General features: G+C 64.6%; 15 protein-coding genes. 14 read left to right on the top strand and 1 reads right to left on the bottom strand.

The window, feature by feature from the left end; genetic code table 11:
• Positions 1–109 precede the first annotated feature (109 nt).
• On the bottom strand, positions 110–196 hold the full coding sequence (locus GE073_RS25520) for a putative holin-like toxin (RefSeq protein ID WP_219623315.1): 87 nt from the start codon (positions 194–196) through the stop codon (positions 110–112).
• A gap of 206 nt (positions 197–402) precedes the next feature.
• Here GE073_RS25520 and GE073_RS17870 point away from each other — a divergent pair, with 206 nt between their 5' ends.
• From GE073_RS17870 to GE073_RS17805, 14 genes are all read left to right on the top strand, one after another.
• Positions 403–1611, top strand: a complete 1209-nt coding sequence (locus GE073_RS17870) for a M23 family metallopeptidase (RefSeq protein WP_052332945.1) — start codon at positions 403–405, stop codon at positions 1609–1611.
• Positions 1604–2482 (top strand): site-2 protease family protein, encoded by an 879-nt coding sequence (locus GE073_RS17865; protein WP_028597507.1) that lies wholly within the window; start codon positions 1604–1606, stop codon positions 2480–2482. Before GE073_RS17870 ends, GE073_RS17865 begins: the two co-directional genes overlap by 8 nt.
• A 52-nt stretch (positions 2483–2534) precedes the next feature.
• A complete protein-coding gene (locus GE073_RS17860) occupies positions 2535–3800 on the top strand; it encodes an Rne/Rng family ribonuclease (protein WP_043110896.1) in 1266 nt (421 codons plus the stop codon).
• 158 nt (positions 3801–3958) lie between these two features.
• Positions 3959–4270, top strand: coding sequence for a 50S ribosomal protein L21 (gene rplU, locus GE073_RS17855; RefSeq protein WP_028597508.1), 312 nt, complete (start codon positions 3959–3961; stop codon positions 4268–4270).
• 10 nt (positions 4271–4280) lie between these two features.
• The gene (locus GE073_RS17850; RefSeq protein ID WP_028597509.1) at positions 4281–4616 is read left to right on the top strand and encodes a ribosomal-processing cysteine protease Prp; all 336 of its coding nucleotides are present in this window, start codon (positions 4281–4283) and stop codon (positions 4614–4616) included.
• 17 nt (positions 4617–4633) lie between these two features.
• Entirely contained in the window at positions 4634–4945 is a 312-nt protein-coding gene (rpmA, locus tag GE073_RS17845) for a 50S ribosomal protein L27 (protein WP_028597510.1), read from the top strand.
• Between the two features lie 78 nt (positions 4946–5023).
• Positions 5024–5758 carry a Spo0B domain-containing protein gene (locus tag GE073_RS17840; RefSeq protein WP_028597511.1) on the top strand — a complete coding sequence of 245 codons (735 nt, stop codon included), beginning with the start codon at positions 5024–5026 and terminating at the stop codon, positions 5756–5758.
• Positions 5759–5774: 16 nt separating this feature from the next.
• On the top strand, positions 5775–7097 hold the full coding sequence (gene obgE / locus GE073_RS17835) for a GTPase ObgE (RefSeq protein ID WP_028597512.1): 1323 nt from the start codon (positions 5775–5777) through the stop codon (positions 7095–7097).
• A 324-nt stretch (positions 7098–7421) separates the two neighbouring features.
• A complete protein-coding gene (locus GE073_RS17830; protein ID WP_028597513.1) occupies positions 7422–8096 on the top strand; it encodes a class I SAM-dependent methyltransferase in 675 nt (224 codons plus the stop codon).
• A gap of 197 nt (positions 8097–8293) precedes the next feature.
• The gene (locus GE073_RS17825; protein ID WP_028597514.1) at positions 8294–8731 is read left to right on the top strand and encodes an ACT domain-containing protein; all 438 of its coding nucleotides are present in this window, start codon (positions 8294–8296) and stop codon (positions 8729–8731) included.
• Between the two features lie 36 nt (positions 8732–8767).
• A complete protein-coding gene (locus GE073_RS17820) occupies positions 8768–10054 on the top strand; it encodes a homoserine dehydrogenase (RefSeq protein WP_028597515.1) in 1287 nt (428 codons plus the stop codon).
• Complete coding sequence (thrB, locus tag GE073_RS17815; RefSeq protein ID WP_052332946.1) at positions 10054–11025, top strand: homoserine kinase; 972 nt, start codon at positions 10054–10056, stop codon at positions 11023–11025. Before GE073_RS17820 ends, thrB begins: the two co-directional genes overlap by 1 nt.
• Positions 11022–11924 carry a prephenate dehydratase gene (gene pheA / locus GE073_RS17810; RefSeq protein ID WP_101807928.1) on the top strand — a complete coding sequence of 301 codons (903 nt, stop codon included), beginning with the start codon at positions 11022–11024 and terminating at the stop codon, positions 11922–11924. Before thrB ends, pheA begins: the two co-directional genes overlap by 4 nt.
• 97 nt (positions 11925–12021) lie before the next feature.
• On the top strand, positions 12022–12351 hold the full coding sequence (locus tag GE073_RS17805; protein WP_028597517.1) for a hypothetical protein: 330 nt from the start codon (positions 12022–12024) through the stop codon (positions 12349–12351).
• Positions 12352–12464 lie beyond the last annotated feature (113 nt).

Below are 12464 nucleotides of genomic sequence, written 5' to 3'. Positions count from 1 at the left end.
GGAAGAGAGCGCCCGCCAGCGCTCTCCCCTGTACAGCCTCACTATAGGCGGAACCCTCCCTATTGCTCTAACATGAGAGTAACCCGTCAGGCGGTCAACCTGTGGCGGGTTACTTTCGTTTGTCGATGTAGGTCAGGAGAGCCAGCAGAAAGCTGCCGAAGGCAAACATGGCCATGATCGCTTGGAAAGTTTCCATAGCATCCCTCCTTTCCGGAGGGAGCCGTCACAAGTTGAGCTGTACTGGACAATTATACCAGCTGGCCAAGCCCCCGCACAGGGGGCTTTTTCATGCTTGCCGCAGCCGGCGGCTCCGTCTCCCGCATACTCGGATAAGCCCTCACATACAGATAGAACAAGCCTTTCCGCTGCCAGCGGAGCGGGGGAAAGAAGGAGGGAACGGGCATGTGGGGCAATCCGAACGACAGGCGCGGCCAAGCCGGCCGGGAAAAAAAGGACAAGGCGGCGCGCGGCCTGACGAGCGCGAATCGGGAACGCAGGCAGGAACGCATCCGGGAGCTGACGGAGCGGATGGAGGCGGAGGCGGCGAGGCAGGCGGAAGCGTCCGCCCGGCGGGACGGCAGTTCCGGCGGGACGCTCTTCAGGGATTCGGGCCAGCAGCCGCCTGCCGGCAAGTCAGCCGGCTCGAGAGCGCGGCCGAACAGCCGCAAGGCGCCTGAGGCGCTGCGCTCAGCCGGCCCGCGCGACGGGAAAGGCGCGGTCACGGACGGACCTTACGGAACGAGAGTGTACCGGCCGGGCGCTCCCGCGGAGTGGGAGCAGCCGCTCGGCAGCGGCTGGCCGGACGAGGCTTGGCCGCAGCCGCAGGAGAAGGACCCGGAGGCGGAGTGGAAAAACAATGCCAACCCGTGGGAACGGCTGGAGCAGGCAGGTGGAAGCCTGACCGGGCTCGCTCCGAGTCCGCTGCGAGGAAACGCCTCCGGCGGAGCCGGTCCGGGCGGAGGAGGCGGCTATCGGACCGCCCCCGGCGCCGCGGGGCGCTTCGCGCGCAGCTTCGGCCGCAGGCTGCTCGTCTCCGCCGCGCTGTTCGGCGCGGTATGGGGGCTGTTCCAGCTCGACAACCCGGCAGCCCGCGAAGGCCAGCTGATCGTGCGCGAGGCGCTTTCCGAGCCGATGGACATGTCGGCGATCGCGGGCTGGTACGAAGGCGTCTTCGGCGCTCCGCCGTCCTTCCTTCCCGGCTTCGGCAAGCTCGGAGGCACGCAGCCGGCGACGGCGCCGGCCGAGCGGGCGGCAGTCGCGCCGGTCGCGGGCGGCAGCATCGTGCATCCGTTCGCGGAGCTGCTCGGCGGCGTGGAGATTTCCGGAGCGCCGGGAGCGGACGTGCTGGCGGCGGAGGAAGGGCGCGTGCTCGTCGTCTCTGCGGACGACGCCAAAGGCCCGACCGTCGTGCTCCAGCATGCCGGCGGACGGACGACGTACTACGGCCGGCTGGGCGAGGCGCTGGTCGCGGCGAACGACTGGGTGACGGCGGGAGAGCCGATCGGCCGTCTCGGCGCCGCGGCGGAGGGGAACGCGGAGGCGCTGCTTTATTTTGCCGTGAAGGAGCAGGACCGCTACATCGATCCGGCGGACGTGATTCCGCTTGATTGAGCTCGGAGGAATCCGCTGGAGCCTCCATCCGCTGCTGGCGGTGCTCATGCTGCTGTCGGTGCTGACCGGCTATATCGGCGAGCTGCTGACGCTGTTCGTGCTCGTCTTCGTCCATGAGCTCGGCCACGCGGCGGCGGCCTACGCTTTCGGCTGGAAGGTGCTCGAGATCCGGCTGCTGCCGTTCGGAGGAGTCGCCGAGCTGGAGGAGAAGCCCGGCGCGCCGGCCTGGGAGGAGGCTGCCATCGCCCTGGCCGGCCCGCTGCAGAACGTCTGGATGGCGGGAGCGGCATGGGCTCTCGGCGCGGGAGGGGCGATGGACGCCCAGCTCGCTGCCTATCTCGTTCAAGCCAATCTGCTCCTGCTGACGTTCAACCTGCTGCCGATCTATCCGCTCGACGGCGGCCGTCTGCTGCGCTTCGCCTGCGGCCTGCGCATGAACTATTACGGCACGCTCCGCTTCAGCGCTTGGGCGGGGATGGGCTGCAGCCTGCTCATGATCGGCTACGCGCTCCTGCCGCAGCTCCAGCGCGGCGGCTCCGGCGGCGTGCAGGCGAACCTGCTGGCCGTCGGCTTGTTTCTGCTGGCCGCCAACTGGACCTATCGCAAGCAGATTCCGTTTCTGTTCATGCGTTTCCTGATGACGAGGGGCAGGTCGGCGAAAAGGAGAATCCAAGCCGGCTCCAGAGCGCGTCCGATCGTCGTGACGGGACGCCACCCGATCTGGACGACGGCGCGTCTTTTTCTCCGCGACCACTACCATCTCGTCTATGTGATGGACGATCCGGGCCGGATCGTCGGCGTGCTTCCGGAGCAGCGGGTCGTCGAGGGGTATTTGTCGGGGGACCGTGCAGTTTCGGATCTTTTGCGGTAAAATAAGAGCCAACTAGGTCCGGCTTGGGACCGGAAGGCGGTGTGCCGCTACAATGAACAAAGCGATGCTCGTCCACGGCGACGGCGCGATGCTGCAGACGGCTGTGCTGCAGGACGGCCGGGCCGTGGAATTTTTCATGGAATCCGTCCAGCAGGACGGCCTTGTCGGCAACCTGTACAAGGGAAGGGTCGTCAACGTGCTTCCCGGCATGCAAGCCGCTTTTGTCGATATCGGACTGGCCAAAAACGCCTTTCTCTACATCGACGAGCTGCTTCATCCGGCAGCCGCCAGGCAGGCGGACAAGCCGTCGATCGCGGAGCTGGCGCGGCCCGGGCAGGAGCTGCTCGTGCAGGTCATCAAGGAGCCGATCGGCGGCAAGGGTGCGCGCGTGACGACGCATTACTCCTTACCGGGACGCTGGCTCGTCTACATGCCCGGCGCGGATTACGTCGGCGTCTCCAAGAAGATCGCCTCCGAAAGCGAGCGGGCGCGGCTGCGCGGCATCGGAGAAGGCTTTCGCCGCAGCGGCGAAGGCGTCATCATGCGCACGGTGGCGGCCGGCGAGAGCGAGGAGTCGCTGCAGGCAGATCTGGCGCAGCTGCGGCGACAATGGGAGGAGGTCGAGCGGCGGGCCCGCGAGGCCAGGCCGGCCGAGCCGGTCATGCTGGAGGCCGGGCTCATGCGCCGCGTCTTCCGCGACAGCTACGCGGCCGGCATGGAGGTGCTGGTCGACGACCGGACCCGCTTCGCCGAGGCGCAGCAGCTGCTGCGTGAGCTCGCTCCCGGCAGCGAGCGGCAGCTGCGGCTGTACGACCGCGAGCTGGAGCGCAAGCCGCTGTTCGACCGCTTCGGCGTGACCGCCCAGCTGCAGGCCGCGTTCGCGACCCGCATCTGGCTGCCGAGCGGGGGCTACCTCGTCTGGGAGCAGACCGAGGCGCTTACGGTCATCGACGTCAATACCGGCAAATTCACCGGATCGAGCGGGCTCGAGGACACCGTATTCCATACGAACATGGAGGCTGCGCGGGAAATATCCCGGCTGCTGCGGCTGCGCGATGTCGGGGGCATCGTCGTCGTCGACTTCATCGACATGGAGGAGGGGGCCAACCGCGAGCGGGTCCGGCAGGAGCTGGAAAAAGCTTCGCGAGAGGACCGCAGCAAGTGCCAGATCCATGGCTGGACCCGGCTCGGCCTGCTCGAGATCACCCGCCGCAAAGCCCGCCGCAGCGTCGGCGCCCAGCTGTTCCCGCTCTGCGGCTGCTGCGGCGGCAGCGGACGCCGCGCGCCGGAAAAGCGGCGCGACGACTCGACGAAATAGCTTGATCGGGCTTTTCGCCTATGATACAATGTCTTGGTGTATGTCTCGGATGAGGCATCATGGTACCGCACAGGACGGGTTTTCCAAGCCTCGGCCGCGCCCCGCGCGTCCGTCACCCGATCGTGGCGAGTCTTCGACTACAAGGAGGTGCACCATCCATGTTCGCAATTATTGAAACGGGCGGCAAGCAATACAAAGTCCAGCAAGGCGATGTGCTCTACATCGAGAAGCTGAACGCCGGCGAAGGCGAGAGCGTGACGTTTGATCGCGTCCTGGCCGTATCCAAGGACGGAGGTCTCGTGACCGGTTCCCCGGTCGTTGCGGGAGCAACGGTTTCCGGCAAGATCGAGAAGCACGGCCGCGGCCAAAAGATCACGGTCTACAAGTACAAGCCGAAAAAGAACTACCGCCGCAAGCAAGGCCATCGCCAGCCGTACACGAAAGTAACGATCGAAAGCATCCAAGCGTAAGCTCAGGGCCATGATTGTCGTTACCTTCACCCGGCGGTCCGATGACCGGCGTATCGTCGCTTTCTCCGTAGAGGGGCATGCGCGGTATGCCAAAGCGGGCAAAGATATCGTATGCGCAGGTGTATCCGCCGTCACGGTGGGCACCGTTAATGCTATCGAAGTGCTTGCGGGAGCCGAGCTTCCGGCAAGCATGAAAAATGGATGGCTCCAGTCGGATATTCCGGAGCTGGCCGATTCCGAGGCGGATGCCCGGATGCAGCTGCTCCTGGAATCCATGAAGGTCATGCTGGAAGGAATCGCGGATTCCTACAGCGCCCATGTGGCCCTCAAAGAACAACTCAAGTAAGAAGGGAGGACTCCGTCATGTTGAAACTGAATCTTCAATTGTTCGCATCCAAAAAGGGTGTCGGCTCCACGAAGAACGGACGCGACAGCCAATCGAAGCGTCTGGGCGCGAAGCGTGCGGATGGACAGACCGTAACGGCAGGGAACATCCTGTTCCGCCAGCGCGGCACGAAGATCCACCCGGGCAACAACGTAGGCATCGGCAAAGATGATACGCTGTTCGCACTGATCGACGGCGTGGTCAAGTTCGAGCGTTGGGGACGCGACCGCAAAAAAGTCAGCGTATACCCGGTTGATCTGGCTCCGGTAGCCGCAGCAGTAGAAGCTTAAGAACCAGAGACACGCGACCCGGCCTGATACGAGCAGGCCGGGTTTTTTTATCATCCGGGCAGAAAGTGGGATCGACGTATGAATCGCTATCATTCGGCCAAGCTGTATGCAGCGGGCTCGGTTCTGCTGCCGGCGGCTGCCGCGGCCGCTTGGCCTTCGTGGCTGTGGACGCAGCTGCTGTTCCTGCTTTGGACGGCGGCTGCGGCGGCGGTATGGATCCGTCTGGAGAGGAAGCAGCATCGGCTGCAGCTGCAAAAAAGCCTGGCGGCGGTGCAGCAGGCTTCCATCCAGACGCTGGGCCATCATCGTCATGACTGGATGAACGATCTGCAGGTGCTGTACGGCTATATCCGGATGAACAAGCCGGATCGAGCGCTGGCGACCGTCGAGCGGATTCGGGAGCAGATGCTTCGCGAGAGCAAGATCTCCAAGCTTGGCTGCCCGGCGCTGACCGCCTACCTGCAGTCCTTCCGCACACTCTCGCAATCGATCGTGCTGGAAGTCGACATCGAGGACAACCTGTCGCTGGAGGAGCTCAGCGAAGGATGCGACGGGGCCGGAGAAGCGATCATTGAAGTCATCAATGCCTATCGCTTCAGCATCAAGCCGGGCGGAGGCGATCCGGCCCGGCTGCAGCTGAGGCTTTCTCGCGGCAGCGGCGAGCTTTTAGTGGAGCTGGAGTTTGCCGGCGAGCTGATGGACGACGCTGAACTCGTGGAAAAATTGGAGCAGCGCCTGCGCGGAACGCCGCTGCAGGCAGACAGTCTGAAGCAGCATCGCCATGTTCTGCTGAAGGCACCGCTCTGCGCATAGATGGAGGAACTGAATCATGTTTGTCGATAAAGCCAAAATATTTGTCAAAGGCGGCGACGGAGGAGACGGCATCGTCTCGTTCCGCCGGGAAAAGTACGTTCCCGAAGGCGGTCCTGCCGGCGGCGACGGAGGACGCGGCGCGAACGTCATCTTCCGCGTGGACGAAGGCCTGCGCACGCTGATGGATTTCCGCTACCAAAAGCATTTCAAAGGCGACCGCGGCGAGAGGGGCCGTCCGAAGACGATGCACGGAGCAAGGGCGGAGGACATGATCGTCCGCATCCCTCCGGGCACGATCATCATCGATGACGACACCGGCGAGATCGTCGGCGACCTGACCCGCCACGGCCAGGAAGTCGTCGTCGCCAAGGGCGGACGCGGCGGACGCGGCAACCCGCGCTTCGCCACGATCAGCAATCCTGCGCCTGAGATCGCCGAAAAAGGCGAGGAAGGCCAGGAGCGCTGGCTCGTGCTGGAGCTCAAGGTGATGGCGGACGTCGGCCTCGTCGGCTTCCCGAGCGTCGGCAAGTCGACGCTGCTGTCGATCGTCTCGGCGGCCAAGCCGAAGATCGGCGCCTATCACTTCACGACGATCACGCCGAACCTCGGCGTCGTCGACGTCGAAGAGGGCCGCAGCTTCGTCATGGCGGATCTGCCCGGCCTGATCGAGGGCGCGCATGAAGGCGTCGGCCTCGGCCACGAGTTCCTGCGCCACATCGAGCGGACTCGCGTCATCGTGCATGTCGTGGACATGTCCGGCTCCGAGGGCCGCGATCCGTTCGAGGACTGGCTCAAGATCAACGAGGAGCTCGTGCTCTACAACGCCAAGCTGGCGGAGCGCCCGCAAATCATCGCCGCCAACAAGATGGACATGCCGGATTCGGAGGCCAACCTCGAGCGGTTCCGCGAGCAGCTCGCCGAGCGCGCCGAGGAGCGGGAGTACGAGATCATGCCGATCTCCTCGCTGACCAAGGAAGGCATCCAGGAGCTGCTTTACAAGGCGGCGGCGACGCTCGAGGCCATCCCCGAAGCGCCGGAGCTCGAAGAGGTCAAGGGAGTCGAGGAGCGCAAGATCTTCCGTCATTCCGAGAAGGAAGAAACGCCGTTCCGCGTCTACAAGGAGAACGACTACTTCGTCGTCGAGAGCGAATCGTTCGAGCGTCAGATCAAGCGCATCCATCTCAACTCCTACGATGCGGTCATGCGCTTCGCCCGCATGCTGCGGCGCATGGGCGTGGACAGCGCCCTGCGCAAGATCGGAGCCAAGGACGGCGACACAGTGCGCATCGGCGAATTCACCTTCGAGTTCTTCGAGGGCAGCGACTATTCTCCTGAATGAGCAAAGCTTGCTTCTGTCTAGGGTCCGCTTGGCGGACTTGGACCGGCAGCTTCAAAGCAGCGGCCCCCGGCGGGGGCCGCTTTTTTATTGGCTTCGCGCTCGACGGCTGGATGGATGATCATGCGGAATCGCCTGAGCCGCAGGATCGCTTCGGTCCTATCGGACGATCGAGCAATAGCGCCGCTCCTGGGACGGCGCTAGGCTGGAGGTCAAGCCCTTGCTGATTATAGATAAAGGCAATATATTAATCCCTATTCTATATTTCAAAATAATAACGTTCCGTGTTAAGCTGAACCCATTCCAAAGGGAAGAGGCGAAGCGGAGATGGACGAAAAGGTGAGGGAGCAGTTCGAGCTGGCGGCAGCCCGGTACGACGAGGAGCGCAGGGTGCTCATTCCCTGCTACGACGACTTTTACGGCAGCGCCTTGAAGTCGGCGCGCACCGATGCCGAAAAGCCGCGCATCCTGGAGCTCGGGGCGGGAACGGGGCTGTTCTCGGCGATGCTGCGGCAAGCGTATCCGTCCGCGGAGCTGACGCTGATGGACTTCAGCCCGTCCATGCTGGGCAAGGCGCGCGAGCGGTTCGCCGACGACGACGGAGTCCGCTTCGCGGAAGGCGACATGGCGGACGGCCTGCCGGAAGGGCCGTTCGACCTCGTCGTCTCCTCGCTGGCGATCCATCATCTGCCGCATGAGGCGAAGCGGAGGCTGTTCCGGCATGTCCGAGGCAGCCTGGCTGCGGGGGGCCGCTTCGTGAACGCGGACCAGGCGGCGGCCGAGTCTCCTGTCTTCGATGCGATCTACCGCGAGCTGTGGCTCGAGGAGATCTACGACGGACGCATCCGCAAGGAAGCGGCCGACGCCTCGGTCAAGCGACGGGAGACGGACATCAACGCCAAAGCCTCGGAGCAGCTCGCCTGGCTGCGGGAGGCGGGCTTCGCCGATGCGGATGTCGTCTATAAGTTCCGCGATTTCGCGGTCTTCTGCGCGCTCGTATGAGACGGCGCCGATGCAACGCCCTCGCGGGCGTTGTTTTTGTTTCTTTTCCAGAGGGAGGTGCGTTATAATGGACAAAATTACTCTATCAAGAACAAACTCGACGGAAGCTGCATAGAAAAAAGGTTGCTGTCATCGACGGGCATCCGGTATAATGTCCACTATATGAAAACAACTGTCTATGGTAGGAGGACGCCAGCTTGACGGAGCGATACTATGTCGTTCGCGAAGACCTGCTGCCGGAGGCGATCGTCAAGACGATCGCGGTCAAGGAGATGCTCGGCCGCGGCGAGGCGGCGACGATCCACGAAGCGGTGGAGCGGGCGGGCTTGTCCCGCAGCGCCTTTTACAAGTACCGGGAAGGCGTGCTGACGCTGGGCGAGCTGGAGCGGGGGTCGATCATCACGATCTCGATCGATCTGGAGCATCGCTCCGGCATTCTGTCCCATGTGCTTGGACTCGTCGCGTCGCGAGGCGGCAACGTGCTGACGATCCACCAGAGCATCCCGCTGCAGGGCTACGCCAATGTCGTCCTGTCGGTGGATACGGCGCCGATGAAGGAGGACCGCTTCGCCTTTCTCGACGAGCTGCGGCTCCAGAATGGCGTCAAGCGCGCCTCCGTCATCGGACAGGGTTGAGCAGCGGAACATATGGAATACGGGAGATGATGAAGGATGAAACCAGTCAAAGTCGGCCTGCTTGGCCTTGGAACGGTAGGGACGGGCGTCGTGCGGATCGTGGAGCGCCATCAGGAGGATCTGATGAGCCAGGTCGGCTCGCCGATCGTCATCGAGAAAGTGCTCGTGCAGAACGTCGACAAGTCCCGCAGCATCGACGTCGACGCCGCGAAGCTGACGACCGATGCGTGGGAGATCATCCGCAACCCCGACATCGACGTCATCGTCGAGGTGATGGGCGGCATCGAGCGCACCAAGGAATATCTGCTGGAGGCGCTGTCGCTCGGCAAGCATGTCGTCACGGCCAACAAGGACCTGATGGCGCTGCATGGCCGCGAGCTGCTCGCCACGGCGAGCGAGAACCGCTGCGACGTGTTCTATGAAGCGAGCGTCGCCGGCGGCATCCCGATCATCCGCACGCTGATCGAGGGCTTCTCCTCGGACCGCATCACGAAGATCATGGGCATCGTCAACGGCACGACGAACTACATCCTCACCAAGATGAGCCAGGAAGGCGCCTCGTACGCGGACGTCCTCAAGGAAGCGCAGGAGCTCGGCTATGCCGAGGCCGACCCGACCTCCGACGTGGAGGGGCTGGACGCGGCGCGCAAGATGACGATCCTCTCCCGCCTCGGCTTCCGCTGCGAGGTCGGCCTGGAGGACGTATCCGTCAAAGGCATCTCGTCCGTCGGCAAGGAGGACATCGCCTACGCCAAGCGGCTCGGCTACGAGGTCAAGCTGCTCGGCATCGCCGAGCGCCAGGGCGAGTCGATCAGCGTCAGCGTGCAGCCGACGATGGTCAAGGCGAGCCATCCGATCGCGTCGGTGAACGGCGTGTTCAACGCGGTCTACGTGCATGGCGAGGCGGTCGGGGAGACGATGTTCTACGGCGCCGGAGCCGGCGAGCTGCCGACGGCGACGTCGATCGTCGCCGATCTCGTCGCCGTCGTGAAAAACCTCAAGATCGGCGTGAACGGCCTTGGCGGAGCGAGCTCCTTCAAGGAGCGCGTGCTGAAAAGCGACGAGCAGATCAGCTCGAAGTATTTCCTCCGGCTGCATGTAGCGGACCGCGCCGGCGTGCTCGCCCGCATCACCCAGGTGTTCGCGGAGTACGAGGTGAGCCTCGAATCGGTCATCCAGCAGCCGAACCCGGAGCTGAAGGAGGCGGAAATCATCGTCATCACCCATAACGCCAGCAAGGCGGCCATGAACAAGGTCGTAGACGCCTTCGAGACGCTCGACGTCATCCAGAAGGTCAAAAGCGTCTACCGGGTGGAGGGCTGATGGGCATGACCCGCGTGCTGGTGCGCGTCCCGGCCAGCACGGCCAATCTGGGACCGGGCTTCGACAGCCTCGGCATGGCTCTCTCGCTGCATGCCTGGGTCGGGATGGGCGTCTCCGAGCGCACGTCGATCCGGCTGCATGGCGGCGGACTGGACGGGATCCCGACCGACAAGAGCAACCTGCTCTACAAGGTCGCGGCGCTGCTGCATGAGGAAGCGGGACTGCCCGTGCCGGAGCTCGACATCGACATGAGCAGCGACATCCCGCTGACGCGCGGCCTCGGCAGCAGCGCGAGCGCGATCGTCGGCGCGCTGGCCGCGGCCAACGAGCTGGCGGGGCGGCCGTTCGACCGGGACGGCCTGCTGCAGCTGGCGACCCGCCTCGAGGGGCATCCCGACAACGTCGGCGCCTCGCTTTACGGCGGCCTCATCGCCGCCGCCTGGGACGGCAGCCGCGCCGATCTCGTCCGTCTGGACCCGCCCGAGCGGCTGGCCGCGATCGCAGCGATTCCGCGCTTCGAGCTCGCCACCGAAAAAGCCCGGCATGCGCTGCCGACGCAGCTGCCGATGAAGGATGCCGTATTCAACGTCGGCCGCAGCTCCCTCCTCGTGGCGGCGCTGGCGTCGGGCCGGCTCGAGCTGATCGCGCGGGCGATGCAGGACAAGCTGCATCAGCCGTACCGCGCCCCGCTCATTCCCGGCATGGCCGAGGTGCTGGCCGGCGCGGCCGAGCACGGCGCGCTCGGCGCCGCGCTCAGCGGGGCAGGCCCGACGCTGCTCGCGCTCGTCGACCGGGAGAGCCCGCGCCTGGCGGAGCTGGAGACGTTCCTGCTCGGCACGCTGGCGGCGGCGGGCATCGAGGCCGACCTGATCCGGCTGGAGCCGGACCTGGAAGGTCCCGTCGTGCTGGACGAGCATCTGGCGCCTTGGCTGGCGCCGCAAGGCCATAGCAAAGGAGATTCCGAAGCATGATGAAAGTCGCCCTGCTTCCCGTCGTCTCCACCTCCGACGAGGCTGCCCGCAGCCTCTGCGGCGAGGACGGCGCGGAGCGCGTTTACTACCCGATGATTTCCGACGTATTCCTTTCTACGGTAGAAGGCCGGACGGACTACAGCGTCATCCCGATCGAGAATACGATCGAGGGCTCGGTCAACCTGCATATGGACTGGCTGCTGCACGAGGTCGACCTGCCGATCCAGGCGGAATGGATCTACCCGTCCCGCCAGCAGCTGATCGGCCATCGCGGCGAGCTGTGCGGCGAGGACGGCGAGCCGGAGTACGGCCGCATCGTGCGCGTGCTGAGCCATCCGGTCGCGATGGCGCAATGCCATAGCTTCCTGCGGGCGAACCTGCAGCATGCCGAGTGGGAGCATGTGAGCAGCACGGCCGAGGCGGTCAAGATCGTCAGCGAGAATCCCGGCAAAGGCTGGGCGGCGATCGGCCTTACGCTCGCCGCGGCCCATTACGGGCTCGACGTCATCCGCCCCGGCGTGACGGACCACGACAACAACTACACCCGCTTCCTGCTCGTCGGCCGCGAGCCGTTCGAGCTGCGGGAGTCGCCGGTGCGCAAGACGTCGATCCTCGTCACGCTGCCGGAAGACTTCCCGGGCGCGCTGCACCAGGTGCTGTCGGCGTTCGCCTGGCGGCGCATCAACCTGGCGCGCATCGAGTCGCGTCCGACCAAAAAGCGTCTCGGCACGTACCATTTCGTCATCGACATCGAGATGGCGCTCGACACGGTGCTGCTGCCCGCCGCGCTGCAGGAGATCGAGGCGATCGGCTGCCAGGTGCGGGTGCTCGGCTCGTATCCGAGCTTCGGCAGCACCGCTCCGGAGCTGGCGCAAGCGGCGGCGGAGAGCCGCGCTTGAAGCGTTATTCGACAAGAGAAAGCGTCCATTCGGCCTGAGGGGCTGGTCGGGCGCTTTTTTTATTCCAACGATCACAACGGCAGGAGGAGAGGAAGAGATGGACAAGCGCAGCGATCGGATCGCGGAGATCGACAGCCTCTACGGGTCGATGACGGAGCAGGAGCGGGAGAAGTGGCGTCAGACGGCGGGAAGGTCATGGATCGGAGAGGTGCCGGAGCTGGCAAGCGGCGATTGGGACGGATGGGAGGAGGAGCGGCTGGAGGCGCTGGCGGGCATGCTGCGCGGCTTTCTCCTGACGGTTCGGCAAGCGGTGCCCGACATCCGGGAAGCCTATGCAAAGTTTCAAGCGGAAGGGCGGCAGCTGCCGCGGAAGGTCAGCTTCGGCTTCGAGCCGGAGCCAGGCAAAAAGAAAGACGAGGAAGAGTAGCTTTCGCTTCGCCGTTCAGGCGCTCCGACGGAGCGCTCTTTTTTTTGCAATGCGCGCGGGGCTTGGATTATTTTGCGGAAAAGGGTGGCAGATGCCTAGTCGCTGCATACGAT

The organism is Paenibacillus sp. B01, from assembly GCF_009649995.1.
In the GTDB taxonomy this organism is placed as follows: Bacteria; Bacillota; Bacilli; order Paenibacillales; family Paenibacillaceae; genus Paenibacillus_O; species Paenibacillus_O pasadenensis.
This window is presented reverse-complemented; position numbering and strand designations above follow the sequence as displayed.

What these genes read in the sequence shown, in the direction of transcription:
- GE073_RS17840 (WP_028597511.1), top strand. Translation starts at nt 5,024, where the DNA reads ATGAATCGCTATCATTCGGCCAAGCTGTATGCAGCGGGCTCGGTTCTG.
- obgE (WP_028597512.1), top strand. Translation starts at nt 5,775, where the DNA reads ATGTTTGTCGATAAAGCCAAAATATTTGTCAAAGGCGGCGACGGAGGA.
- pheA (WP_101807928.1), top strand. Translation starts at nt 11,022, where the DNA reads ATGATGAAAGTCGCCCTGCTTCCCGTCGTCTCCACCTCCGACGAGGCT.
- rpmA (WP_028597510.1), top strand. Translation starts at nt 4,634, where the DNA reads ATGTTGAAACTGAATCTTCAATTGTTCGCATCCAAAAAGGGTGTCGGC.
- GE073_RS17850 (WP_028597509.1), top strand. Translation starts at nt 4,281, where the DNA reads ATGATTGTCGTTACCTTCACCCGGCGGTCCGATGACCGGCGTATCGTC.
- GE073_RS17805 (WP_028597517.1), top strand. Translation starts at nt 12,022, where the DNA reads ATGGACAAGCGCAGCGATCGGATCGCGGAGATCGACAGCCTCTACGGG.
- GE073_RS17820 (WP_028597515.1), top strand. Translation starts at nt 8,768, where the DNA reads ATGAAACCAGTCAAAGTCGGCCTGCTTGGCCTTGGAACGGTAGGGACG.
- GE073_RS17870 (WP_052332945.1), top strand. Translation starts at nt 403, where the DNA reads ATGTGGGGCAATCCGAACGACAGGCGCGGCCAAGCCGGCCGGGAAAAA.
- GE073_RS17830 (WP_028597513.1), top strand. Translation starts at nt 7,422, where the DNA reads ATGGACGAAAAGGTGAGGGAGCAGTTCGAGCTGGCGGCAGCCCGGTAC.
- GE073_RS17860 (WP_043110896.1), top strand. Translation starts at nt 2,535, where the DNA reads ATGAACAAAGCGATGCTCGTCCACGGCGACGGCGCGATGCTGCAGACG.
- GE073_RS25520 (WP_219623315.1), bottom strand. Translation starts at nt 196, where the DNA reads ATGGAAACTTTCCAAGCGATCATGGCCATGTTTGCCTTCGGCAGCTTT.
- rplU (WP_028597508.1), top strand. Translation starts at nt 3,959, where the DNA reads ATGTTCGCAATTATTGAAACGGGCGGCAAGCAATACAAAGTCCAGCAA.
- thrB (WP_052332946.1), top strand. Translation starts at nt 10,054, where the DNA reads ATGGGCATGACCCGCGTGCTGGTGCGCGTCCCGGCCAGCACGGCCAAT.